Below are 21,773 nucleotides of genomic sequence, written 5' to 3'. Positions count from 1 at the left end.
CTGGGGAGCGAACCGGCTGCGGCATACGGAGGAGCCATGGCCCGGATGCCGCACCCGCGTCCTGTCCGGTGGCGGGCGAACGCCCGCGACCAGGTCCGGAAGGGCAGGGAGCCTGTGCGAAGGGTTGCCCGAAACGGTGTGATCGCCGTCGCCGCCGCGTCCGGAGCGTCGGGCGCGGCGGCCGGGAGTGACGCGCACGGCCCGCCGGGCCCGTTGTCGGGCATCGGCGTGCAGCTCCCGGTGCACGGCCCGGTCGACGTGAGCGGCAACAGCGTGAACGTGGTCGGCGTCGGCGACCCGGCCACGGACAACAGCTCCGCCGCCACCTCCGGTGAGCGCCCGGCGGAGCCCGCCCCCGACCGGACCGTGCCGGTCCGCGTCCTCCCCGCCCCCGCGCCGCAGCAGGCGGCTCCCGCGGAGCAGGTCGCGCTCGCCGAGACGGGCGCGGACCGGACGGTCCCGGTGCTCGCCACCGGCGCCGCGCTGTTCCTGGGCGGGATCGTCCTGTACCGCCGCGCCCGGCTCCGCACGGGCGGCCGACCGCCCGGCGGAAACGGTCCGCCGCCCCCGGGCCCGCCGCGCCGGACGGACCCGGGGGGCTTTCGTCAGCCGCTTCGCCGATGGAACCGCCGGTGCAACGCCGCGATGCCCTCGGTCAGTTCAGGCACCGGCCCCTCCACGGCCACACCCGGGGCGATCGCGGAGACCGGGAGGGTCCGCACGGGCGGCGCGGGCACGCCCAGCTCCGTCAGCCAAACCGCCAGCTGCTCGGACGAGGCGACGTACACGATGCGTCCCAGGCCCACCCAGGCGTGGGCGGCGGCGCACATCGGGCAGTGCTCCCCGGAGGTGTAGACGGTGGCGGCGGCCCGCTCCTCGGGCGTCATGTGCGCCGCCGCCCAGCGCGCCAGCTCGAACTCCGGGTGCCGGGTGCGGTCGCCGGACGCCACCCGGTTGTGGTCCTCGGCGAGCACCGTGCCGTCCCCGGACACCAGCACCGAGCCGAACGGCTCGTCGCCCGCCTCCAGCGCCTCGGCGGCCAGTTCCACGCAGCGCCGCAGATACGGCAGTTCGTCGTCCCGCACAGCCATGGTCCCGTCCCGTCTCCTCCGGCGGCTCGATCGCGAGCCACCCTAATCCCGTTGCTCCCGTGACCGGCGGCTGATGCACTCCCGGCATGCAACCCGCCACCACACCGGCCCTGCTCGCCCTCTACGACCGCGAGGTACGACAGGGCGCCCGTCCCGAAGGCCCCGACGACCACGTCGAACGCGTCGGCCGGGTGGTGCGCCGCACCGCCCCCGCGCACGGCTGGAACGGCGTCGTCTGGTCCGGGCTCGCCTCGCCCGGCGAGGCGGACGCGGCGATCGCGGAGCAGATCACGCACTACACGGTTCGCGGCCTCACCTTCGAGTGGAAGCTGTACGCCCACGACACCCCGGCGGACCTCGGCCCGCGTCTCACCGCGGCCGGCTTCACCCCCGAGCCGGCCGAGACGCTGATGGCGGCGGAGACCGACGCGCTGGACCTGACCGCGGACGTCCCCGACGGCATCCGGGTCGTACCGGTCACCGATCGGACCGGCGTCGACCGGGTGGCCGAGGTGCACGAACGGGCCTTCGGCGACGATGCCTCCCGCCTGCGCCGCCGGCTCCTCGACGCGCTGGCCGCCACCCCGGACACGGTCGTCGCCGTCCTCGCCCTGGCCGGCGGGGAACCGGTGGGCGCGGCCCGCCTGGAGCTGAGCCCCGGCACGACGTTCGCCGGCCTGTGGGGCGGCGGCACCGTACCGGAGTGGCGGGGTCACGGCGTCTACCGCGCCCTGGTCGCCCACCGTGCCCGCATCGCCGCCGCCCGCGGCCACCACCACCTCCACGTCGACGCCTTGCCGCAGAGCCGCCCCGTCCTGCGGCGCCTGGGCTTCACGGCCCTGACGGTCACGACGCCGTACGTGTACGAACCCGCCCCCCGGGCCCGGGCACGGCCGGGGAGGACACGGCCGGGGGCCGGCCCCGTACCGACGTGATCGCCGGGAAGGCCGGGAGGGGCTGCTCGGCGTGGGGCCGGATCAAGGGGCCGTGGTGGCCGGCTCCGGGCCGGCGGGAGCAGGACCGCGCGGATGCCGGCGGAGCCGGCCGCCCGGCCGTGCCTCGCTGCACGCGCGGGAGCGGTGGCCGTCCCGCCGGGCGTGCGGGTCCACCGCCCGTGGGACAACCACCGCTCGCAAGCAGGCGCCGCGTCTCAGCGACCGGCCTTCGTGCGGTCCAGGGCGATCACGCCCACCGCCGCGAGGCCGATCTGGATCAGCCACTCCACCCAGTCCACACCCTTGGTGTCCGCCACCCCGAACGCCGACGCGAGGGCCGAGCCGATGAGGGCGGCGACGATGCCGACGAGGATCGTCCACAGGACCCCGATGCGCTGGCGGCCCGGGACGACCAGCCGGCCCAGGACGCCGATGACGACGCCGATGACGAGGGCGCTGATGATGCCGTCGATCTCCATGTCTCTCCTGTCTCCCCTTTCCGTGTCCTCCGCTGAGGTGCGTCTGCCCGCTGCCCGCGGCGGCAGTCGTCGAAGGCGCCGGGCGACGCGGCACACGCGCGGAGAAGAGGCCGGTCCGCGGGGCGCGCGGACCGGCCGGGGGCGAGGGAGTCCTCGTGGGTGCTACGACGACCGCGACGACTTGGAAGCGGCCCTGGCCGCCGTGGCGGCGCAGGCGGTGCCCAGGATCACGGTGAGGGCGCCGATGATGAGGTTGTTCCAGATCACCCCGGCGTCGGGGTTGGTGCCCACCACCCATGGCGAGACGATCATCCAGATGCCCAGCGCGCACATGGCTCCGCTGAGGCCGTACATGCGCGAGGGGGCCGCCGTGAACCCGAGGGCGAGCAGGCCGATCGCGATGCCGACGATCAGGTTGTGCGTCACGAGCGACGGCTGGCTCGTCGTGTAGTGGAGGACCCACGGGGACACCGCGCAGTAGAGGCCGAGCAGGAACACCGGCCCGTCCACGAAGGCCACGTCACGGCTGCCGAGGACGCGCTCGTACCGGGCGCGCATCTCCGGTGCGTCCGGATGGCTGGAGAGATCACCGCGCTGGTGTGAGACGTTGGCCATGGTCGTCTCCTTCGGCTAGCAGGCCTGACCGCGTCTGGGTGCGGTATGCGGGAAGCACCGCGTATATCCCATTGTGCGCTTATTTCCCCTTTATGTGTAGTCGGGTGCCGCCCCCTCGCCGTGCCTGAGCGCCGGTGCGGGCGCGGGTGAGGAAGGCCGCTGCGTCCTCCAGGCCGCTGTGGTCCCCCGGGCGCCCGCGTGCGCGGACCGAAGCCGGCCTCGCGGGAGAGTGGCGGGGCCCGGGCCGCCGAGTGAGCACGGCGTCCCGGCCGGCGGCACGAGGGCGGGCCGCCGTGTCCCGTGACCGCGCGCCCGAGGCTGCATCGATGTGTACGCGCCAATCTGACTGGTCTGGACCCTTGACTGGTACAGACCAAAGCGCTTGAGTGTGCTCCACACCCCCCACCACGGCCGCGCCCGCGCCGTGGCCGGCCTCGCCGGCGCGTGCGCGCGAGGCCTCGCCCCGGCATGTCCTCGTCCCGGGAGCGGCCGTGTTCCGCGAAGGAGTTGATCCCATGTCGAGACGTCGTATCGCCGCCGTGACCGCCGCCCTCGTCCTCGCCGGCAGCGCGCCCCTGCTGCTCCCCGCCGCGACCACGACCGCCTCGGCCGCCACCGCGGCCGCGTGTTCGAGCTACCCCGCCTGGGTCGCCGGACAGTGGTACGAGGCGGGCGCGATCGTCCGCTACACCGACGGCAAGGCGTACATCGCCGAGCACGCCAACCCGGGTTACGACCCCACCATCAGCACCTGGTACTGGGAGCCGTACGCCTGTGACAACGGGCCCGGGACGCCCGTCGGGAACTTCGTCGTGACCGAGGCGCAGTTCAACCGGATGTTCCCGAACCGGAACCCCTTCTACACGTACAGCGGCCTCACCGCCGCGCTCAGCGCCTACCCCGGCTTCGCCAACACCGGCAGCGACACGGTGAAGAAGCAGGAGGCCGCCGCGTTCCTCGCCAACGTCAGTCACGAGACCGGCGGCCTGGTGCACGTCGTGGAGCAGAACCAGGCCAACTACCCGCACTACTGCGACTGGAGCCGGCCGTACGGCTGCCCGGCCGGCCAGGCCGCCTACTACGGGCGCGGCCCCATCCAGCTGAGCTGGAACTTCAACTACAAGGCGGCGGGCGACGCGCTGGGCATCGATCTGCTCAACAACCCCTGGCTGGTGCAGAACGACGCGGCCGTCGCCTGGAAGACCGCCCTGTGGTACTGGAACACCCAGAGCGGGCCGGGCAGCATGACCCCGCACGCGGCCATGGTCAACGGGGCGGGATTCGGCCAGACGATCCGCAGCATCAACGGCTCCCTGGAGTGCGACGGGAGGAACCCGGCACAGGTGCAGAGCCGGGTGACGAAGTACCAGCAGTTCACCGAGATCCTCGGGACGACCCCCGGCGGCAACCTGTACTGCTGACGCCGACGGTCGGGCGTGGTGTCATGCACCTGACTGTCCTCCGGGGCGCGCCGCGCCCCGGAGGACGGTCCGCCCCTCCGGACGAAGGGAACCGCATGCGCACCCCCCACTCCCTGCTCGCCACCGCCGTCACGACCGCCGCGCTCGTCGCGGCGCCCGCGGCGCCCGCGGCGGGCGCCGGCACCGTGCCGCCGCCCGGCACGTACTACCTCCAGAGCGCCGTCACCGGCCTCAACGCCGCCGACGCCTCCGGGGCGGTCGAACAGCATCGGCCGCGCGGGAACGAGGGCCGCCAGCAGTGGTCCCTGCGCCCCGACGGCGCCGGACACCTGCTGGAGAGCGCCGACAGCCCCGGCGTCTGTCTCGGACGGGCCGGCGACCGGGCCCGCACCGTGTCCTGCGGGGCCGCCGAGGCGCGCTGGCACCTCACCCCGCTCGGCGCCGACCGGTACGCGCTCGCCGCACCCGGCACCGGCGGGCGGCTCACCGTCGCCCCGAAACCCGCCGGAGCCACTCACCCCGTGCCGCTGTCGGTCGGCGGCGGTGACGGCGACCTCGCGTCCTGGTACCTCACCCCGGCCGACACGCCCGGCAGCCCGATGCCGCCCGAGGAGCAGCGCACCCTGGACCAGGTCACGTTCCTCACCGCGCACAACGCCTACGCGAACGGCGTCGACGGCGGCTTCGCCCCGCCCTTCGTCGATCTCTTCCCCAACCAGAACCGCGGCATCGAACAGCAACTCCGCGACGGCGTACGCGGCTTCATGCTGGACATCCGCCAGACGCCCGACGGCGCCATCCTCTGCCACAACAGCTGCACCCTGGTGCGCAGACCCGTCGCCCTGTGGGTCGACCTCCAGCGGATCACCGACTTCCTGCGCGCCCACCCCGAGGAGTTCGTCACCGTCTTCCTCGAGGACTACGTCGAGCCGGGCGTCCTGCGCGCGGAACTGGACCGCGTGCAGGGGCTGTCGGACGTGCTCTACCGCCCCGACCGCACCGGGGTGCGCGAGCACGGCTGGCCCACGATGGGCGAACTGGCCGCCGACGGACACCGGTTGCTGATCTTCACCGACCACGGCAAGGAGGCGGACCGGTCGGCCGGGCTGACGCGGGACAGCTTCGGCGTGATGTACCAGCGGGAGTGGACCGTCGAGAACCACTGGTCCATGGGGCCGGGCGTGGGCGCCTCCGACTGGTCCTGTCACAGCCGCTGGTACGACGCGAACACCACGATTCCGCTGACCCGCACCGAACCCGGCTTCCGGCCCCTCTTCGTCATGAACCACTTCCGGGACGCCGCCGTCGCCTCCACGGCCGCCACCGACAACGCCAAGCTCGCCGACCGCGCCCGCCGCTTCTGCCAGCCGGCCGCCCGCAAGAAGCCCACCTACCTCGCCGTCGACCGCTACGACCTGGGGAACCCCGCGGCCGCCGTCGCCGCGCTGAACACCTACGCCTACCCGTGAGGGGCCACGTCGGCCCGCCCCGGACCGGGCGCCGGGGCGGGACTGGCGCGCACGGCAGTTTTACGTATAACCTCTCCGGTCAACCCCTGCGAGAGGTGACGATGAGACGCATCGCCCTGGTCACCCTCGTCGTCCACGACTACGACGAGGCGATCCGCTTCTACACCGAGGTCCTCGGCTTCCGGCTCGTCGAGGACGCGCCCCGGCCGGACGGCGGCCGCTGGGTCGTCGTCGCGCCCGGCGCCGGGCACACCGGCGCCGCGCTGCTGCTGGCCCGCGCCGCGGGGGAGGAGCAGCGGGCCCGGGTGGGCGACCAGACCGGCGGACGCGTGGGCTTCTTCCTGCACACCGACGACTTCGCCCGCGACCACGCCCGTATGACCGCCGCCGGGGTGACCTTCCTGGAGGAGCCGCGCCACGAGCCGTACGGCTCGGTCGCCGTCTTCCGGGACCTGTACGGCAACCGCTGGGACCTGCTCCAGCCCGCCGCCTGATCCACCACGCCGAACCACACGCCTAGGAACCGCCAGCCATGTCATCTACGCGCATAGACGCCGACACGATCCGCCGCCTCCCCAAGGCGGTCCTGCACGACCACCTCGACGGCGGCCTGCGCCCGGCCACGGTCGTGGAGCTGGCCGAGGCCGTCGGCCATCCGCTGCCCACCACCGACCCGGACGAGCTCGCCGCCTGGTACGTGGAGGCCGCGAACTCCGGCGACCTGGTGCGCTACATCGCCACCTTCGAGCACACCCTCGCCGTGATGCAGACCCGCGAGGGCCTGCTGCGCACCGCCGAGGAGTACGTCCTCGACCTCGCCGCCGACGGGGTCGTCTACGGCGAGGTGCGCTACGCCCCCGAGCTGAACACCCGGGGCGGGCTGACCATGCGCGAGGTCGTGGAGACCGTCCAGGAGGGTCTGGCCGCCGGCATGGCCAAGGCGGCCGCCGCCGGCACGCCCGTCCGGGTCGGCACGCTGCTGTGCGGCATGCGGATGTTCGACCGGGTCCGCGAGGCCGCCGACCTGGCCGTCGCCTTCCGGGACGCCGGGGTCGTCGGTTTCGACATCGCCGGCGCCGAGGACGGCTTCCCGCCCGCCGACCACCTCGCCGCCTTCGAGCACCTGCGCCGCGAGAGCGTGCCGTTCACCATCCACGCCGGCGAGGCCCACGGGCTGCCCAGCATCCACCAGGCCCTCCAGGTGTGCGGCGCCCAGCGCATCGGGCACGGCGTGCGCCTCACCGAGGACATCCCGGACCTCGAGGGCGGCAAGCTCGGCCGGCTCGCCTCCTGGGTCCGCGACCGCCGCATCGCCCTGGAGATGTGCCCCACCTCCAACCTCCAGACCGGCGCCGCGACGTCCATCGCCGAGCACCCGATCACCCCGCTGAAGGACCTCGGCTTCCGCGTCACCGTCAACACCGACAACCGTCTGGTCTCCGGCACCACCATGACCCGGGAGATGACCCTGCTGGTCGAGCAGGCCGGCTGGACCGCCGAGGACCTGCGCACGGTCACCCTGAACGCGGTCAAGAGCGCGTTCCTGCCGTACGACGAGCGCGCCGCGCTGATCCGGGACGTCGTCCTGCCGGGTTACGAAGCGGCGCTCTGAAGCAGCCCGCGGGCGTAGGCGGCCTGTCCGACGTGCTGGAGGTCGTCGGACAGGACGCTGACCAGCCGCACGCCCAGGGTGACCGGCGGGTCCCAGTTCTCGTCGACGACGCGTTCCAGGTCCTCGGCGGTGAGCGTCCGCAGGGCGCGCAGGGTCTGCTCGTGCACGGCGTCGTGATAGCCGGTCAGCAGGTCGGCCGACTCGACGCGGACCTCGGCGACCTGCGCCGGGGTGTGCCCGAACCCGGTCGCGCCGCGCGGCAGGCCGAGCCCGAACCGCTTCTCCCAGCCGTCGGCCGGCCACACCTGCTCCAGCCCGAAGGCGTCCGCCACGTGGTCGTCCTGGATCCGGGTGAGGTGCCACACCAGCCACGCGATGCTGTTGGCGTCCGGCGCGGGCCGGGCGGCGAGCTCGTCGGGGCCGAGGCCCTCGACGGCGGCGTGGACCTCTTCCCGGACGCGGCCGAAGCCGTCGATGAGGATGTCCTTGGCATGCATGGTTCCAGACTCGCTCACCTCCCGGCGTCACGCGCCCCGGTGTCCAGCAGCTCCATCAGCGCCCGCGCCGCCGGGCTGGTCGCGCGCGGCGACGGCACCAGCGCCACCGTCTCGTACGCCGCCTCGCCGGCGTCCTTGAGCGGCAGCGCGGTGAGCGACGGGCGCTTGTGGCGGAAGTGCCGCGGCACCACCGCCACGCCCAGGTTCTCGTCGACCAGGTCGAGCAGACTGTGCACGTCGTTCACCTCCAGCGCCACCGTGCGCCGTACGCCCGCGAGGGCGAAGGCCGCGTCGGTGGCGCGGCGCGGGCCCCAGTCGGGGTGGAAGTCGACGAACACCTCGCCGGCCAGCTCCTGCGGGGTGACCGGCGCCCCGGCGCGGGCGAGCCGGTGACCGGGGTGGCACAGCACGGTCATCGGCTCGCCGGTCAGCGGCACGGCGCGCAGCTGGTCCGGGTCCGCGTCGGTGCGGTAGGCGAAGGCGAGGTCCAGCCGCCCGGCCGCGACCTCCTCGGCGAGCGCGGCCGAGCCCCACTGCCGCAGCCGTATCTCCACGTCCGGGTGGCGCCGCCGGAACGCGGCGAGCAGCCCGGCCACGTTCACCCCGGCGATGCACTGCTCCGTCCCCACCGCGAGGGTGCCGCGCAGCACCCCCTGGACCGCGGCCACCGCCTCGTGCGCGGCCCGCACCTGTGCCAGGATGCGTTCGGCCTCCGTGAGCAGCGCCCGCCCCGCCTCGGTGAGCGTCACCCTGCGGGTGGTCCGCACGAACAGCGGTGTCTGCAGCTCGCGCTCCAGCGCCCGGACGGACGCCGACAGGCCCGACTGGGAGACCATCAGCCGTTCCGCCGCACGGGTGAAGTGCTGGTCCTCGGCGACGGCCACGAAGTGCTGGAGATGGCGCAGTTCCATGATTGAGAAGCGTAGCCGCACAATTCCATCGGATTCTTCTGTTGGACCGCTCCCCGCAGGTCACGACAGAGTGGACGGGCGGTTCGACGAACCGCCGAGACGAACGCAAGACGAACGCCAAGACGTGGGACAACCCCTCTGGAGTCGCGTTGTACACCGCACACCCCGACCGTTACGCGGACATGCCCTACCGGCGCGCCGGACGCAGCGGCCTGAAGCTGCCCGCGCTCTCGCTCGGCCTCTGGCACAACTTCGGTCCCGACCGCCCGGCCGAGACCCAGCGGGCCATCCTGCGCCGCGCCTTCGACCTGGGCGTCACGCACTTCGACCTCGCCAACAACTACGGCCCGCCGCCCGGCGCCGCCGAGTCCGTCCTCGGTGAGGCGCTGAAGGCCGACTTCGCGCGGTACCGCGACGAACTGGTGATCTCCACCAAGGCCGGCTACCTGATGTGGCCCGGCCCGTACGGCGAATGGGGTTCGCGCAAGTACCTGCTGTCCTCGCTGGACCAGAGCCTGAGCCGGATGGGCCTGGACCACGTCGACATCTTCTACTCGCACCGCTTCGACCCGGACACCCCGCTCGAGGAGACGATGGGCGCCCTGCACTCGGCGGTGCAGCAGGGCAAGGCGCTGTACGTCGGCGTCTCCAACTACGACGCCGAGCAGACCCGGGAGGCCGCCCGCATCCTCGGCGAGCTGGGCACCCCGCTGCTGATCAACCAGCCGCGCTACTCGATGCTGGACCGCCGCCCGGAGGACGAGGGCCTGATGGACGCCCTGGACGAGCTCCAGGTCGGCTCCATCGCCTACTCCCCGCTGGAGCAGGGCCTGCTGACCTCCCGCTACCTGGACGGCATCCCCGAGGACTCCCGGGCCGCGAGCGACAGCCCCTTCCTGAACACCGACGCCCTCACCGAGGAGCTGGTGGGCCGGCTCCGCGCGCTGGCCGACATCGCGTCCGCCCGCGGCCAGAGCCTCGCGCAGATGGCCCTGTCCTGGGTGCTGCGCGGCGGCCGCCTCACCTCCGCGCTGGTCGGCGCGAGCAGCCCGCAGCAGCTGGAGGACAGCGTCGCCGCCACCCGCAACCTCGACTTCTCCGACGAGGAGCTGGCGCGCATCGACGCGATCGTCAGGCAGTGACCGCACGTCACCGGCCGCCGTCCCCCTCGCGGGGCCGGCGGCCGGGTCACGGCCGTCCCGGCCCGCGCGTCCCTCCCCGCGGGCCCGGCCGCACACCGGTCACCTCGGACGACGTGCGCACCCGCGTCGTTTCGGCCAGGAAACGCCTTGCATATGCCAGGAGACTGGCCGGAAACATGTGGTGACAGTGTTTCAGCGGTGAACATACTCGACAACGAGAGCGCTTCACACCGCGCGACGGCGCCCTCACGCACAGCACGCGAGCCACGGAGCGGGCAGCCGGCCCGGAACCGGCGGGCGAGCACGCAGCGGGGGAGGGAACGTGCACGACGAATTCCTGTGCCACGTCACGGCGTACGGGGTCTGCGACGGCCGGCGCATCGGGGTGCCCCTGGGCACCTACCGGGCGCCGACCCTCGCCCTCGCCCTGTGGTGGCTGCGTGACCGTGCCCTGTGGATCGCCGAGCGCCTCGACCCGCTGCCCGAAGCCGAGCACTTACCCCCGGGCGCGCTCGTCCCGGTCCCCGACGGCGTGCCCGATGTCCCCACCGTGCTGCGCACCTGGTGCGGTGACGTCGAGCGGCAGGAACAGGTGGCCGAGACGCTCGCAGCCGGACGCATGGTGCGGGTCGCCACCGGCGACGACACCACGGAGTACGAACTCCTCGCCGAGTCGGTGGACGCCCTGCGGATGCAGCGCGCCGCCCGCGTCCTCGGCGTCCCGGTCGCCTGAGACCGGGCCGCCCCTCAGCGCTTCCGCCGCCCGAGTCCCCGTACCGCCCACGCCCCCGCGAAGCCCGCGACCAGGCCCCACAGCAGGGCCAGGCCCAAGGCGCCCCACAGCCGCGGCTCCAGCAGCACCTGCCCGGACAGGCCTTCGCCCAGGTCGCCGATGCCGAGCACCGACAGGCCGATCCTGGCGGAGACACGGGCCGTCGGGCCGATCGTGAGCACCGCGAGGGCCAGTGCCACCGCCAGCCGCACGGCGTGCTGCCAGGCCGGCACCCCCGCGGGCGAAGTGGCCGCCATGAAGCAGGCCGCGCCCGCCACCAGGATCGCGGCGGCCACCAGCAGCCACCACCAGCGGCCGCCGTCGTGCTCCACGAGCGAGCCCAGGTTCAGCTCGGAGACGTCCGGGGTGCGCAGCACCTCGTCCAGCACCCGCGGCATGGGCAGCCCGAACGGCCCCTCCACCCTGCCCTCCCAGGTCGCCCCCAGCCCGACGGTCAGCGCAGGCCAGGCCACGTTGGGCAGTCCCAGCAGGATCACCGCGAACGTCTCGGCCGGACGCCCCCGGCCGGCGGCCACCACCAGCGCGACGACGAGCGCCACGGCCACGGAGGCGAGCAGCAGCCCCAGCACCGCGCGTGCCGCGGGCCGCGCCCCCGCCCGGAACCGCGTCAGCCCGGGCGGCAGCGGCGTGTCGCGCGACACCAGCAGCGTCACCACCAGCACGCCCGCCAGCCACACCAGGCCGACCAGCACGGTCGGCAGCACGTCCGCGGCGAAGCCCGCCACCGGCCGCACCCCGAACAGTTCGCCCAGGTCACCGAGCAGGTCGTCCCCGAGCGGGACCTCGAAGGTGCGCCGGGCGGCCAGCGCCAGACCGAGGACCGCCGGCAGCCACAGCACGGCGACCCGCGCCGCCCATCCCGCCGGCCCGGGCGCGCCCGCCACCGCGCGGCGGCGCAGCGGACGCAGGAAGCACCAGCCGAGCACCAGCGCCCCGGTCAGGGTGACGGACAGCGGGATCACCGTCAGGCCGCCCTCCGTGCCGGCCAGACCGCCGGCGTCCCCGGAGAGCCGCACCGTGCCGCCCACGGCGAGGACCAGGACGGCGGCGAGCACCGGACCGAAGGCGCCCTCCGGGAGGCCGGCCGCTCCGGCCGCCCAGAGCCCCAGCGCCGCCACCGCGCCCATCGCGGCCAGCGAGCCGGCCACCGTGACCAGGGCGGGCACCCAGTCGTGGAACGGGGACCGCGGAGGAGAAGGGGAGTGTGCGCTCACGTGTGCACGCTAAGCAGCGCCCGTCCCTGCCGCCCGCCGGGAAGTCCGTCCGCGCGGGTCCGCCGCCCCCGGCGGACGTGCGCGGGCGCCGCCCCGGCGTGCCGTGACCGGGCCGAAGGCCGCCGAGAGCATCACCACCGTGCTCAGCAGGCCCGGGACCCGGCGGCGGACCGGACATCGCAGGGCCTGCGGTCCCCACGCGGGGGAGGTAGGGGCCCGTGGCCGGGCCCGCTCCGGTTCCGTCATGCCCCGCGCACGCGAGGACCGGGCGGAGCACGGCTCGGCGGGCGCGTGTCCTGTCCTGGCCGGGCCAGGACAGGACACGGAGGCCGGGCGCCTCGGACGGACCCACCGGACCGCCGTCACCGGCCACCACCCGCGCCCCGGGCAGCCGCCCGCGTGAGGCGGTCCGTCGCGCCCCGGGCGACAGGGCGACCGACGCCCCCCCCGTTGCGGACCCCCACCGCACGCCGGCCCGGACGGTGCGCCGTCGGCCGGTCGGACGCCGTGTCGCGGACGGGACGGCCGGGCTCCGTACGGCTGCCGGCCCGTGCACGGGGCCCCCTGTGCGCCGGTCGGGCATACCGGTCTCCCCGGCGGGGAAGCCGAATGCAGATCAGCAGGACTGCCCCGGCCGTCTCGGGGTACCAGGACCGGTGCGCATCGTCCGGCCGGCCCGGCGTCGCAGAGGGAAACGCATGACCTATCGCTTGGACGGGGTAGTGATACCGACTGGTTTCGACGTGCCCGTGGAACCGCTGCGGCGGGCGGCACACTTCACCGGCGAGCAGGGCTGCATCGCCGAGGCGCGGCACTTCGCCGCGCAGTTCCTCGAACAGCTGAGGACCGAGTGGTGCGCCACGGTCGACGCCAAGGCGGAGGGCGCCGTGCTCCTGGTGGTGAGCGAACTGGTCACCAACGCCGACCGGCACAGCGACGGGCCGTACATCCTGGAGCTGGAGGGCACGGACACCACGCTCACGGTGGCCGTCTACGACAGCAACGGCACCCTGCCCCGCGTCTTCCCGCGCGACCCGCAGCGGATCGGGCGGCACGGACTGGAGATCGTGCGCGCGCTGGCGCGCGACGTCGGCGTGGAGCGCGTGCCGGTCGGCAAACGCGTCCGCGCGGTGATCGACCTCACCGGCGGCTGAACGCCACCGCTCTCTTTTTTCTCGTTCTCCGCAGCAGCGCCCCTGGACCCGCTCAGGACCGTCAGGGGCGCCTTCGGTGCGCCGCGGAGGCGTCAGGCGCAGCCCAGCTCGCCGAGCATGCCGGTCCGCAGCCGGGCGATGATCCGCTTGATCAGACGCGACACGTGCATCTGCGAGCAGCCCAGCCGCTCGCCGATCTCCGCCTGCGTGGCCTCCTCGACGAACCGCATGTGCAGGATCTCGCGGTCGCGGTCGCTCAGCTCCGCCATCAGCGGGGCCAGCGCGTGGAAGTCCTCCACCAGGGCCAGCCGCTCCTCCTCGACGCCGATGAAGTCGGCGAGGACGGCCTCGCCGTTCTCCGGGCCGTCGCCCGTGAGCGCGGCGTCCAGGGAGGAGGAGTTGTAGCCGTTGGCGGCGATCTGCCCCTCGACGACCTGCTGCTCGGTGATGTTCATCAGGGTCGCCAGCTCGGCGACGGTGGGCTCGCGGTCCAGCCGGCTCGACAGCTCCTCGCGGGCCTTCGCCAGCTCCACGCGCAGCTCCTGCAGCCGCCGCGGCACGTGCACGGCCCAGGTGGTGTCACGGAAGAAGCGCTTGATCTCGCCCACGATGTACGGCAGCGCGAAGGAGGTGAACTCGACCTCGCGGGACAGCTCGAACCGGTCGATGGCCTTGATCAGGCCGATCATGCCGGTCTGCACGATGTCGTCCATGTCGTCGCCGCGGCCGCGGAACCGCCCGGCCGCGAAGCGCACGAGGGACATGTTCATCTCGATGAGCGTGTTGCGCGCGTACTGGTACTCGTGGGTGCCTTCCTCCAGCTCCTCCAGCCGCCGGAAGAACTGCCGGGAGAGCGCGCGTGCGTCGCGGGGCGCGACGGCGCGCGGGTCACCGGGGTCGCGAAGGTCCTCGCCCTCGGTGCCGGCGCCGATGTGCCCGTCCACGGTCCGCTCCTGCGACCGGATCACGGCGGTCCTCATTGCCCACTCCCCACGAACGTCATGGCTGCCACGAGACCGGGACTCCCGAGTACCCCGGTTCCGGGCACCTATGCCTGTCGATCTTCTGCGTGACCGGAAAGCACCGGGCCGCTCGGGGAGACGCGGTGCGCACCGGCCGTCACGCCTGTCGTCCGATGGTACGGCGGCCGGTGCGGCACGGCACCACCGGGGTGGAGGAACGGCCTCCGCTTTTCGGCCCCCGTTCGGCGGGACGTCACCGCGCCGGACGCGCTTCACTCAGGGCGGAATCCCGCTCCCTTGCCCGCGGGAGCGGGATTCCTAGGCTGAGGACGTGACCGATCACGCGCCGAACGATGCCCGCGGCCTCCCCCCGCGCCCCGGCCCGGACGCCTCCGGCCCGCCGGGCCCCCCGCCCGCCGCGCCCAGGGAGCCGCTGTGGCGGCACCTCGTCGGCGACGTGCTGCGCACCGAGCGGCGGGCCCAGGAGCGGACCCTCAAGGACGTCGCCGAGGCGGCCCGGATCTCCATGCCGTACCTGTCGGAGGTGGAGCGCGGCCGCAAGGAGGCCTCCTCGGAGGTCCTCGCGGCCGCCGCCGGGGCGCTCGGCCTGGGCCTCGGCGACCTGCTCGCCCGTACGCACGCGGAACTGGTCCGGGTCACGGCGCGCCGGTCCGCCGTCCGCACCCGCTCCGTGCGGAACGGCTCCGCGCGCGACGGGCTCTGCCTGGCCGCCTGAGCGGGAGGCGCCGCACGGCCCCGGCGGCCGCTCAGACGAGGGCCGGCCGCCGGGTCAGCACCTCGTCGGCCAGGCCGTACGCGACGGCCTCCCGCGCGGTGAACACCTTGTCCCGGTCCATGTCCGCCCGCAAGGTCGCCACGTCGTGATGCGTGTGCCGGGCCAGCACCTCCTCGACCTGCGCGCGGATCCGCGTGATCTCCCTCGCGCGCAGCGCCAGGTCGGACGCCGTCCCCCGCATCCCGCCGACGGCGGGCTGGCCGAGCAGCACCCGCGCGTGCTCCAGCACGAACCGCCGCCCCGGGTCCCCGCCGGCCAGCAGCACGGCCGCCGTGGACGCCGCCTGCCCCACGCAGAACGTGGAGACCGGGGCCCGTACGAACGTCATGGTGTCGTAGATCGCCATGAGCGAGGTGTACGAGCCGCCGGGGGAGTTGAGGTAGATCGCGATCTCGCTCTCCGGTGCCTCCGACTCCAGGTGCAGCAGCTGCGCGACGACCACGTTGGCGACGCCGTCGTCGATCTCCGTGCCCAGGAAGACGATCCGCTCGGCCAGCAGCCTGCTGAACACGTCGTAGGACCGCTCGCCGCGCGCGGTGCGCTCGACGACGTTCGGAATCGTGTACGTCCCCATCACCGCAGTCCCATCCTGGGGCGTGAGGCCGCCGGGCGGACGTCGTCCAGCGAGTCCAGCACCCGGTCGACCATTCCGTACGCACGGGCCTGTTCGGCCGTGAACCAGCGGTCCCGGTCGCCGTCCCGGGAGATGGTCTCCGGGGTCTGGCCGGTGTGCTCGGCGGTGATCCGCTCGACGGTCCGCTTGGTGAACTCCAGGTTCTCCGCCTGGATCTCGATGTCGGCGGCGGTCCCGCCGAGGCCGCCCGAGGGCTGGTGCATCATGATGCGCGCGTTCGGCAGGGCGTAGCGCTTGCCGGGTGCGCCGACGCAGAGCAGGAACTGCCCCATGCTGGCCGCGAAGCCCATGGCCAGGGTGGAGACGTCGTTGGGGATCAGCCGCATCGTGTCGTAGATGGCCAGCCCCGCGTGGACCGAGCCGCCGGGGCTGTTGACGTACAGGCTGATGTCGGTGCGCGGGTCCTCGGCGGACAGGAGCAGCAACTGCGCGCAGACCCGGTTCGCGGACACCTCGTCGACCTGCGTGCCGAGCAGCACGATCCGCTGGGCGAGCAGCTGGGCGGCGAGATGGTCGTCGAAGCGGCTCGGCGCGGTGTCGCCGTCCTCCGCCCGGGGAGGGGCCGGCCGCGGGCCGGCGGTGAGGGGTGACATGGACGCTCCCGTGATGGCTCGTCGGAACACGGCCGGACGGCCGCGTGCGTCCACTGTCGGCCCGCCGCGCCCGCCGCCGGGGGAATCTCTGCCCGCGGCAGATCCGCCCAGGGCAGAGCGGATCCGGGCGGTCCGCGGCGGCCGAGGTGCGCGCCCACCGATGAGTTCCGCCGGCGCGGAGGGTCTGCACCGGTGACCGCGTATCCACGCGGGGACCGAACCCGGGAGGTACTCATGGACACCGGCGGATTCACCACCTGCCTCTGGTTCGACGGCCGGGCCGAGGAGGCCGCGCGGTTCTACGTCTCCGTCTTCGGCGACTCCGAGCTCGGCGAGGTCGTCCGGAACACCGGGGCCACCCCCGGCGGTGAGGACGGCTCCGTCCTCACCGTGGAGTTCACGGCCAACGGGCAGAAGTTCGTCGCCCTGAACGGCGGGCCGGAGTTCCGCTTCACCGAGGCGATCTCCTTCCAGCTCGACTGCGACGACCAGGCGGAGATCGACCACTACTGGGAGAAGCTGGTCGAGGGCGGCGGCGAGCACGGCCCGTGCGGCTGGCTCAAGGACCGCTTCGGCGTCTCCTGGCAGGTCAACGCCAAGCGGCTGACGGAGATGACCGGCGACCCGGACCGGGAGAAGGCCGACCGCGCCTTCCGGGCCATGATGACGATGGGCAAGCTGGACCTCGCGGAGCTGGAGAAGGCGTACGCGGGCGAGGCGTGAGGACGGCAGGGCACCGGACCGCGCTCGGCGCCCTGCCCCTCCGCCCACCCCGCCGCGTCCCCGGGGGCGCCTCCCGGCGGTGCCGCCACGTCGCCGCCCGGAACGGCTCCGCCACCGCTGACCGCATCCGCGACCACGGCGGCGCACCGCTCACGGAGCCCGTGCGGGCGGCCGGCCACGGCACGACGTGTCTCCGCCCGCGACCCCGGCGGGGTGCCGCGCTTCGAGCCCATGGAGGCGCCGTTCGGGCGGTTCGCGGCGGCCGGCGACCCGCCGGGCGCGCACTTCCCGGTCAGCGGCCTCACCGCCACGACGGGGAGAGGCCGAGGACCGCCGCCCTCGACGGAGCGGAACCGGGTCACCCGCCCGGCCATGGCATGATCGGGCGCATGGGTGAACGTGTGGTGGCCGCGTGCGACGGGGCCTCGAAGGGAAACCCCGGGCCCGCCGGCTGGGCCTGGGTGGTCGCCGACGACTCCGGGACACCGGACCGCTGGGAGGCCGGCGCCCTCGGCACCGCCACCAACAACGTCGCCGAACTCACCGCCCTGGAGCGGCTGCTCGCGGCCACCGACCCCACCGTGCCGCTCGAGGTGCGGATGGACTCGCAGTACGCCATGAAGGCCGTCACCACCTGGCTGCCCGGCTGGAAGCGCAACGGCTGGCGCACCGCCGCCGGGAAGCCCGTCGCCAACCAGGAACTCGTCGTCCGCATCGACGGCCTGCTCCAGGACCGCTCCGTCGAGTTCCGCCACGTGCCCGCCCACCAGGTCGACGGCGACCGGCTCAACGACTTCGCCGACCGGGCCGCCAGTCAGGCGGCCTCCGCCCAGCAGGACGCGGGCAGCGCGCAGGGCTCACCCGAGCCGCCGCCGTCCGCCCCGCGCCCGGCCGCCGGCGCCTCCCCCCGCCGCTCCTCGGGCGGGGCCGGGCCCGCCCGCCGGTCCGGCGGCTCCTCGGCGCGCACCATCAAGGCCAAGTTCCCCGGCCGCTGCCCGTGCGGACGGTCGTACGCGGCCGGCGAGCCCATCGCCAAGAACGGCAAGGGCTGGGGCCATCCCGAGTGCCGGACGGCCGTCGGCGCCTGAGCCGCCGCCCGCAGGGGGGAGCCGCCGGTCGCCCGCCCGGGACGGATGACACACTGACCGCCATGGAAGAGCGCACTTTCGACAGGTCGGGACAGCACGCCTCGGTGATCGGCCTCGGCACATGGCAGCTCGGCGCCGACTGGGGCGACGTCGACGACAAGGACGCCCTCGCGGTCCTGGAGGCCGCCGCCGAGGCGGGCGTCACCTTCTTCGACACCGCCGACGTCTACGGCGACGGACGCAGCGAGCAGACCATCGCGTCGTTCCTCAGCGGACGACCGGACCTGCACGTGCTGGTCGCCACCAAGATGGGCCGCCGCGTCGACCAGATCCCGGAGAACTACGTCCTGGACAACTTCCGCGCCTGGAACGACCGCTCCCGGCGCAACCTGGGCGTCGACCGCATCGACCTGGTGCAGCTGCACTGCCCGCCCACCCCCGTCTACTCCACCGACGAGGTCTTCGACGCCCTCGACACCCTCGTCGAGGAGGAGCGCATCGCCGCCTACGGCGTCAGCGTGGAGACCTGCGCCGAGGCGCTGACCGCCCTCGCGCGCCCCCACGTGGCCAGCGTGCAGATCATCCTCAACCCGTTCCGCATGAAGCCGCTGCGCGAGGTGCTCCCGGCCGCACGCGAGGCCGGCGTCGGCATCATCGCCCGCGTCCCGCTCGCCTCGGGCCTGCTGTCCGGCAAGTACACCAAGGACACCGTCTTCGCGGAGAACGACCACCGCACCTTCAACCGGCACGGCGAGGCCTTCGACCAGGGCGAGACCTTCTCCGGCGTGGACTACGCGACCGGCGTCGAGGCCGCCGCCGAGTTCGCCGCGCTGGCCCCCGAGGGGTACACCCCGGCCCAGCTCGCGCTGCGCTGGATCGTCCAGCAGCCCGGCGTCACCACCGTCATCCCGGGCGCCCGCTCGCCCGAGCAGGCCCGCGCCAACGCGGCCGCCGCCCGGCTGCCGGAGCTGTCCGACGCCACCCTCGCCGCGATCGCCGACCTGTACGACCGGCGGATCCGGGAACAGGTGGAGGGCCGCTGGTAGCGGAGCGCGAGCCTCGCCGGAGGGGGGAAGCGCGGGAACGGCGGCTCAGGACTCGAGGAGGAGCTGCCGTTCCTGCTCCTGGTCGCCGGAGGCGGCGCCCTGGTCGCGGGTCGTGAAGGACCGCGACAGCGCGTCGCTCGCCCGGAGCACCGCCTCCGGGGTGCCCTGCACGGTGACGGTCACCGGCTCCGACAGGGGCCGCGTGTCCGTCCGCCCCGCGCCCGTGCCCTGACCCTCACCGCCGAACGTCGCGATGCGGACGGTGGCGTCCGTGTCCGAGGGCCGCTCCTGCGGCGGCCCGAAGGCGCCCTCCAGAGCCCCGACGACCGCCCGGGCGTCGTCGGCGTCCCCGCCGCTGAGTGTCACGGTGAGCTGGGTGTCCGACATGTGTCCCACTTTCCTCCGGCCTGGTCGTGTCGCCGACCGTGTAACCGCGCCCCGCGCCCGCCAAACCGGCGGGGGGAGGAGGGTCCCTTTTCGGGGAAACCGGAGGAGGAGACGACCGAAGGAGGCACCGTGCCGGACGCGGAGCGGGGCGAGACCAGACGCCGGGGGCGGAACGAGACCGAGGACGAGAGAGCGGACCGGATGTGGACCGAGCTCATCCAGGAGGTCCGCGTCGCACAGATGGGCGTGCAGATCCTGTTCGGCTTCCTTCTGACGGTCGTGTTCACCCCGACCTACGAGGACCTGTCCGGCACCGACAAGACCATCTACATCGTCACGGTGGTGATGGGCGCCTGCGCGACCGGGGCGCTGATCGGACCGGTGTCGCTGCACCGGCTCGTCAGCGGACGGCGCATCAAGCCCAAGGCGGTGCAGTGGGCTTCACGGCTCACCCTGCTGGGACTCGCGCTGCTGCTGGTCACCACCAGCTCCTCGCTGCTGCTCATCCTGCGGGTGGCCACCCACGACGACTTCGTGCCGTACCTGGTGGCCGGGGTGGTGTGCTGGTACCTGCTGTGCTGGTTCGCGCTGCCGATGTGGGCCCGCCACCGCCACACCACACGCTGACCCGCGCGGAGCGGGTCCCCGTTCAGCTCCCGGCGAAGACGTCCGCGAGGAAGTCGTCCACGCTGACCTCCTCGCAGCCCGGCGGCACCACCCGGTGGGTCTCGGCCAGGAACTCCCCGACGGCCTCCGCCCAGGCGAACACCACCGCGTGGTGCCGGCCGCCGTCGGCGCGCGCCTCGCCCAGGAACTCCATGCGCAGCTCCCGCCCCACCCCGCGGGCCTCCGGACGCAGCCGCACGTCGCCGATGCCGACCGGGCGGGCCAGCCCCTCGGCGACCATCTCCCGGTCCAGCTGCCAGCGCGCCAGCACCCGGCCGTCGAGGGTGAAGACGACGGTCATGGCGAACGGGTCCGACGGGTCGTAGCTGAGGTGGGCGAGGACGGGAAAGCGTTCCGTGTCGCCCGCCTGGAGCTCCACCACCAGGGTCTTGTGCACGAACGAGTTCACGAGGCGCCTCCGGGACGTAGCGACGAGCGGCGTAGAGCCCTCTAGTACCCCGGATCTCCGCGAGATGCTCAGCTCTCCGGGTGAATCCGTCACCGGCCGGGGGCGGCCGGCCGGCCGAAGGCCTCCCGGAGCGCCGGCAGCAGCGTCTTCTCCGACCAGTCCAGATACGCCGGCTGCGACTCGCCGCCGATCTGCACCAGGGCGATCTCGGTGAACCCGGCCTCCGCGTACGGGCGTACCGCCTCCACGAAGTCCTCCGGGTCGCTGCCGCACGGGATGGACGCGGCGACGTCGTCGGGCCGCACGAACTGGGTCGCCGACGCGAAGGAGTCCGGGTGCGGCAGTTCGGAGTTCACCTTCCAGCCGTTGCCGAACCAGCGGAACTGGGCGTGCGCCCGCTCCACCGCCGTGTCCCGGTCCGGGTCGTAGCTCACCGGCAGCTGGCCCACCCGCGGCTTGCCCTCACCGCCGTGCCGGTCGAACGCCTCCAGCAGCTCCGGCTTCGGCTCGGTGGCGATCACCAGGTCCGCCAGGCGCCCCGCGAGGGCGCACGAGCGTTTCCCGGAGACCGCGATCCCGATCGGCGGCGGCTGGTCCGGCAGGTCCCACAGCCGGGCCGACTCCACGTCGAAGTGCTCGCCCCGGTGGTTCACGTGACCGCCCTCGAACAGCGCGCGGATGATCTCCACCGCCTCCTCGAGCATCTGGTGGCGCACGTCCACCGGCGGCCAGCCACCGCCCACCACGTGCTCGTTGAGGTTCTCGCCGGACCCCAGCCCCAGCCGGAACCGGCCGCCCGACAGCAGCTGCATCGTCGCCGCCTTCTGCGCCACCACCGCCGGGTGGTAGCGCATCGTCGGACACGTCACGTACGTCATCAGCGGGATCCGCGAGGTGGCCTGCGCGGCCGCGCCCAGCACGCTCCACGCGTACGGCGCATGCCCCTGCTCGGCCAGCCACGGGAAGTAGTGGTCCGAGGTCACCGAGAAGTCGAAGCCCGCCTCCTCGGCGCGCACCACGTGCTCGACGAGCTCACGCGGCCCGGCCTGCTCGGTCATCATCGTGTACCCGATTCGCACCATGATGTCCGGGTCCCCCGCGGCGACCGACGGAAACGGTGGATCACCCGTCGGCGG

The 21,773-nt window shown here is 73.9% G+C and carries 25 protein-coding genes and 1 pseudogene; 14 read left to right on the top strand and 12 right to left on the bottom strand.

The window, feature by feature from the left end; genetic code table 11:
• Window positions 1-36 precede the first annotated feature (36 nt).
• Window positions 37-306 (top strand): annotated as a pseudogene (locus ACWH4W_RS24275) (chaplin); the annotation flags it as partial.
• A gap of 299 nt (window positions 307-605) precedes the next feature.
• Here the strand turns inward: ACWH4W_RS24275 and ACWH4W_RS24270 are convergent.
• Window positions 606-1,091, bottom strand: coding sequence for a nucleoside deaminase (locus ACWH4W_RS24270; protein ID WP_473077975.1), 486 nt, complete (start codon window positions 1,089-1,091; stop codon window positions 606-608).
• 86 nt (window positions 1,092-1,177) lie between these two features.
• On the opposite strand from ACWH4W_RS24270, the gene ACWH4W_RS24265 reads away from it, so the two are divergent.
• Window positions 1,178-2,026: a GNAT family N-acetyltransferase gene (locus ACWH4W_RS24265; RefSeq protein WP_473077974.1), complete on the top strand. Its 849-nt coding sequence runs from the start codon at window positions 1,178-1,180 to the stop codon at window positions 2,024-2,026.
• Window positions 2,027-2,241: 215 nt separating this feature from the next.
• Here the strand turns inward: ACWH4W_RS24265 and ACWH4W_RS24260 are convergent, their stop codons facing one another.
• The gene (locus ACWH4W_RS24260) at window positions 2,242-2,505 is read right to left on the bottom strand and encodes a GlsB/YeaQ/YmgE family stress response membrane protein (protein WP_473077973.1); all 264 of its coding nucleotides are present in this window, start codon (window positions 2,503-2,505) and stop codon (window positions 2,242-2,244) included.
• A 162-nt stretch (window positions 2,506-2,667) separates the two neighbouring features.
• A complete protein-coding gene (locus ACWH4W_RS24255) occupies window positions 2,668-3,120 on the bottom strand; it encodes an SPW repeat protein (protein WP_473077972.1) in 453 nt (150 codons plus the stop codon).
• A 515-nt stretch (window positions 3,121-3,635) separates the two neighbouring features.
• On the opposite strand from ACWH4W_RS24255, the gene ACWH4W_RS24250 reads away from it, so the two are divergent.
• The 4 genes from ACWH4W_RS24250 to ACWH4W_RS24235 all read left to right on the top strand — a co-directional run bounded on the left by ACWH4W_RS24250 (window position 3,636) and on the right by ACWH4W_RS24235 (window position 7,622).
• A complete protein-coding gene (locus tag ACWH4W_RS24250; RefSeq protein WP_473077971.1) occupies window positions 3,636-4,541 on the top strand; it encodes a glycoside hydrolase family 19 protein in 906 nt (301 codons plus the stop codon).
• Window positions 4,542-4,636: 95 nt separating this feature from the next.
• Entirely contained in the window at window positions 4,637-6,010 is a 1,374-nt protein-coding gene (locus tag ACWH4W_RS24245; protein ID WP_473077970.1) for a phosphoinositide-specific phospholipase C-related protein, read from the top strand.
• Between the two features lie 101 nt (window positions 6,011-6,111).
• Entirely contained in the window at window positions 6,112-6,504 is a 393-nt protein-coding gene (locus tag ACWH4W_RS24240) for a VOC family protein (protein ID WP_473077969.1), read from the top strand.
• Between the two features lie 38 nt (window positions 6,505-6,542).
• Complete coding sequence (locus ACWH4W_RS24235) at window positions 6,543-7,622, top strand: adenosine deaminase (protein WP_473077968.1); 1,080 nt, start codon at window positions 6,543-6,545, stop codon at window positions 7,620-7,622.
• On the opposite strand, the gene ACWH4W_RS24230 is transcribed toward ACWH4W_RS24235, so the two are convergent.
• Entirely contained in the window at window positions 7,604-8,119 is a 516-nt protein-coding gene (locus ACWH4W_RS24230; protein WP_473077967.1) for a mycothiol transferase, read from the bottom strand. The two genes, ACWH4W_RS24235 and ACWH4W_RS24230, sit on opposite strands and share 19 nt — an antisense overlap.
• Before the next feature lie 14 nt (window positions 8,120-8,133).
• Window positions 8,134-9,030 (bottom strand): LysR family transcriptional regulator, encoded by an 897-nt coding sequence (locus ACWH4W_RS24225; protein WP_473077966.1) that lies wholly within the window; start codon window positions 9,028-9,030, stop codon window positions 8,134-8,136.
• A gap of 149 nt (window positions 9,031-9,179) precedes the next feature.
• On the opposite strand from ACWH4W_RS24225, the gene mgrA reads away from it, so the two are divergent.
• Together mgrA and ACWH4W_RS24215 are read left to right on the top strand one after the other, a co-directional pair.
• Window positions 9,180-10,172 (top strand): L-glyceraldehyde 3-phosphate reductase, encoded by a 993-nt coding sequence (gene mgrA, locus ACWH4W_RS24220; RefSeq protein WP_473077965.1) that lies wholly within the window; start codon window positions 9,180-9,182, stop codon window positions 10,170-10,172.
• 322 nt (window positions 10,173-10,494) lie between these two features.
• Entirely contained in the window at window positions 10,495-10,905 is a 411-nt protein-coding gene (locus ACWH4W_RS24215) for a hypothetical protein (RefSeq protein WP_473077964.1), read from the top strand.
• A 14-nt stretch (window positions 10,906-10,919) separates the two neighbouring features.
• Here the strand turns inward: ACWH4W_RS24215 and ACWH4W_RS24210 are convergent, their stop codons facing one another.
• The gene (locus tag ACWH4W_RS24210) at window positions 10,920-12,179 is read right to left on the bottom strand and encodes a streptophobe family protein (RefSeq protein ID WP_473077963.1); all 1,260 of its coding nucleotides are present in this window, start codon (window positions 12,177-12,179) and stop codon (window positions 10,920-10,922) included.
• A gap of 698 nt (window positions 12,180-12,877) precedes the next feature.
• Between ACWH4W_RS24210 and ACWH4W_RS24205 the strand changes: the two genes are divergently transcribed.
• Window positions 12,878-13,333 (top strand): ATP-binding protein, encoded by a 456-nt coding sequence (locus tag ACWH4W_RS24205; protein ID WP_473077962.1) that lies wholly within the window; start codon window positions 12,878-12,880, stop codon window positions 13,331-13,333.
• Between the two features lie 92 nt (window positions 13,334-13,425).
• On the opposite strand, the gene ACWH4W_RS24200 is transcribed toward ACWH4W_RS24205, so the two are convergent.
• Window positions 13,426-14,313, bottom strand: a complete 888-nt coding sequence (locus tag ACWH4W_RS24200) for a SigB/SigF/SigG family RNA polymerase sigma factor (RefSeq protein WP_473077961.1) — start codon at window positions 14,311-14,313, stop codon at window positions 13,426-13,428.
• A 313-nt stretch (window positions 14,314-14,626) separates the two neighbouring features.
• Here ACWH4W_RS24200 and ACWH4W_RS24195 point away from each other — a divergent pair, with 313 nt between their 5' ends.
• Window positions 14,627-15,031: a helix-turn-helix domain-containing protein gene (locus ACWH4W_RS24195; RefSeq protein WP_473077960.1), complete on the top strand. Its 405-nt coding sequence runs from the start codon at window positions 14,627-14,629 to the stop codon at window positions 15,029-15,031.
• A 31-nt stretch (window positions 15,032-15,062) separates the two neighbouring features.
• Here ACWH4W_RS24195 and ACWH4W_RS24190 read toward each other — a convergent pair whose 3' ends face one another.
• On the bottom strand, window positions 15,063-15,665 hold the full coding sequence (locus ACWH4W_RS24190) for a ClpP family protease (RefSeq protein ID WP_473077959.1): 603 nt from the start codon (window positions 15,663-15,665) through the stop codon (window positions 15,063-15,065).
• Window positions 15,665-16,318, bottom strand: coding sequence for an ATP-dependent Clp protease proteolytic subunit (locus ACWH4W_RS24185; RefSeq protein ID WP_473077958.1), 654 nt, complete (start codon window positions 16,316-16,318; stop codon window positions 15,665-15,667). Before ACWH4W_RS24185 ends, ACWH4W_RS24190 begins: the two co-directional genes overlap by 1 nt.
• Before the next feature lie 234 nt (window positions 16,319-16,552).
• Here ACWH4W_RS24185 and ACWH4W_RS24180 point away from each other — a divergent pair, with 234 nt between their 5' ends.
• The 3 genes from ACWH4W_RS24180 to ACWH4W_RS24170 all read left to right on the top strand — a co-directional run bounded on the left by ACWH4W_RS24180 (window position 16,553) and on the right by ACWH4W_RS24170 (window position 19,175).
• Window positions 16,553-17,041 carry a VOC family protein gene (locus ACWH4W_RS24180; RefSeq protein WP_473077957.1) on the top strand — a complete coding sequence of 163 codons (489 nt, stop codon included), beginning with the start codon at window positions 16,553-16,555 and terminating at the stop codon, window positions 17,039-17,041.
• Between the two features lie 377 nt (window positions 17,042-17,418).
• Complete coding sequence (locus ACWH4W_RS24175) at window positions 17,419-18,129, top strand: ribonuclease H family protein (protein WP_473077956.1); 711 nt, start codon at window positions 17,419-17,421, stop codon at window positions 18,127-18,129.
• Between the two features lie 62 nt (window positions 18,130-18,191).
• Window positions 18,192-19,175: an aldo/keto reductase gene (locus ACWH4W_RS24170; protein ID WP_473077955.1), complete on the top strand. Its 984-nt coding sequence runs from the start codon at window positions 18,192-18,194 to the stop codon at window positions 19,173-19,175.
• Between the two features lie 45 nt (window positions 19,176-19,220).
• Here the strand turns inward: ACWH4W_RS24170 and ACWH4W_RS24165 are convergent, their stop codons facing one another.
• Window positions 19,221-19,562 (bottom strand): hypothetical protein, encoded by a 342-nt coding sequence (locus tag ACWH4W_RS24165; RefSeq protein WP_473077954.1) that lies wholly within the window; start codon window positions 19,560-19,562, stop codon window positions 19,221-19,223.
• Between the two features lie 129 nt (window positions 19,563-19,691).
• Between ACWH4W_RS24165 and ACWH4W_RS24160 the strand changes: the two genes are divergently transcribed.
• On the top strand, window positions 19,692-20,189 hold the full coding sequence (locus ACWH4W_RS24160; RefSeq protein ID WP_290004859.1) for a DUF6328 family protein: 498 nt from the start codon (window positions 19,692-19,694) through the stop codon (window positions 20,187-20,189).
• A gap of 22 nt (window positions 20,190-20,211) precedes the next feature.
• On the opposite strand, the gene ACWH4W_RS24155 is transcribed toward ACWH4W_RS24160, so the two are convergent.
• A complete protein-coding gene (locus ACWH4W_RS24155) occupies window positions 20,212-20,637 on the bottom strand; it encodes an SsgA family sporulation/cell division regulator (protein WP_473077953.1) in 426 nt (141 codons plus the stop codon).
• A gap of 89 nt (window positions 20,638-20,726) precedes the next feature.
• Entirely contained in the window at window positions 20,727-21,719 is a 993-nt protein-coding gene (locus ACWH4W_RS24150; RefSeq protein ID WP_473077952.1) for an LLM class F420-dependent oxidoreductase, read from the bottom strand.
• Between the last annotated feature and the right edge of the window lie 54 nt (window positions 21,720-21,773).

It is taken from the genome of Streptomyces sp. DSM 120436 (assembly GCF_055778765.1).
Note: the sequence above shows the minus strand (reverse complement) of the source record. Positions and strands in the feature narration are given on the sequence as shown.

What these genes read in the sequence shown, in the direction of transcription:
- ACWH4W_RS24270 (WP_473077975.1), bottom strand. Translation starts at nt 1,091, where the DNA reads ATGGCTGTGCGGGACGACGAACTGCCGTATCTGCGGCGCTGCGTGGAA.
- ACWH4W_RS24265 (WP_473077974.1), top strand. Translation starts at nt 1,178, where the DNA reads ATGCAACCCGCCACCACACCGGCCCTGCTCGCCCTCTACGACCGCGAG.
- ACWH4W_RS24260 (WP_473077973.1), bottom strand. Translation starts at nt 2,505, where the DNA reads ATGGAGATCGACGGCATCATCAGCGCCCTCGTCATCGGCGTCGTCATC.
- ACWH4W_RS24255 (WP_473077972.1), bottom strand. Translation starts at nt 3,120, where the DNA reads ATGGCCAACGTCTCACACCAGCGCGGTGATCTCTCCAGCCATCCGGAC.
- ACWH4W_RS24250 (WP_473077971.1), top strand. Translation starts at nt 3,636, where the DNA reads ATGTCGAGACGTCGTATCGCCGCCGTGACCGCCGCCCTCGTCCTCGCC.
- ACWH4W_RS24245 (WP_473077970.1), top strand. Translation starts at nt 4,637, where the DNA reads ATGCGCACCCCCCACTCCCTGCTCGCCACCGCCGTCACGACCGCCGCG.
- ACWH4W_RS24240 (WP_473077969.1), top strand. Translation starts at nt 6,112, where the DNA reads ATGAGACGCATCGCCCTGGTCACCCTCGTCGTCCACGACTACGACGAG.
- ACWH4W_RS24235 (WP_473077968.1), top strand. Translation starts at nt 6,543, where the DNA reads ATGTCATCTACGCGCATAGACGCCGACACGATCCGCCGCCTCCCCAAG.
- ACWH4W_RS24230 (WP_473077967.1), bottom strand. Translation starts at nt 8,119, where the DNA reads ATGCATGCCAAGGACATCCTCATCGACGGCTTCGGCCGCGTCCGGGAA.
- ACWH4W_RS24225 (WP_473077966.1), bottom strand. Translation starts at nt 9,030, where the DNA reads ATGGAACTGCGCCATCTCCAGCACTTCGTGGCCGTCGCCGAGGACCAG.
- ACWH4W_RS24205 (WP_473077962.1), top strand. Translation starts at nt 12,878, where the DNA reads ATGACCTATCGCTTGGACGGGGTAGTGATACCGACTGGTTTCGACGTG.
- ACWH4W_RS24200 (WP_473077961.1), bottom strand. Translation starts at nt 14,313, where the DNA reads ATGAGGACCGCCGTGATCCGGTCGCAGGAGCGGACCGTGGACGGGCAC.
- ACWH4W_RS24190 (WP_473077959.1), bottom strand. Translation starts at nt 15,665, where the DNA reads ATGGGGACGTACACGATTCCGAACGTCGTCGAGCGCACCGCGCGCGGC.
- ACWH4W_RS24185 (WP_473077958.1), bottom strand. Translation starts at nt 16,318, where the DNA reads ATGTCACCCCTCACCGCCGGCCCGCGGCCGGCCCCTCCCCGGGCGGAG.
- ACWH4W_RS24180 (WP_473077957.1), top strand. Translation starts at nt 16,553, where the DNA reads ATGGACACCGGCGGATTCACCACCTGCCTCTGGTTCGACGGCCGGGCC.
- ACWH4W_RS24175 (WP_473077956.1), top strand. Translation starts at nt 17,419, where the DNA reads ATGATCGGGCGCATGGGTGAACGTGTGGTGGCCGCGTGCGACGGGGCC.
- ACWH4W_RS24170 (WP_473077955.1), top strand. Translation starts at nt 18,192, where the DNA reads ATGGAAGAGCGCACTTTCGACAGGTCGGGACAGCACGCCTCGGTGATC.
- ACWH4W_RS24165 (WP_473077954.1), bottom strand. Translation starts at nt 19,562, where the DNA reads ATGTCGGACACCCAGCTCACCGTGACACTCAGCGGCGGGGACGCCGAC.
- ACWH4W_RS24150 (WP_473077952.1), bottom strand. Translation starts at nt 21,719, where the DNA reads ATGGTGCGAATCGGGTACACGATGATGACCGAGCAGGCCGGGCCGCGT.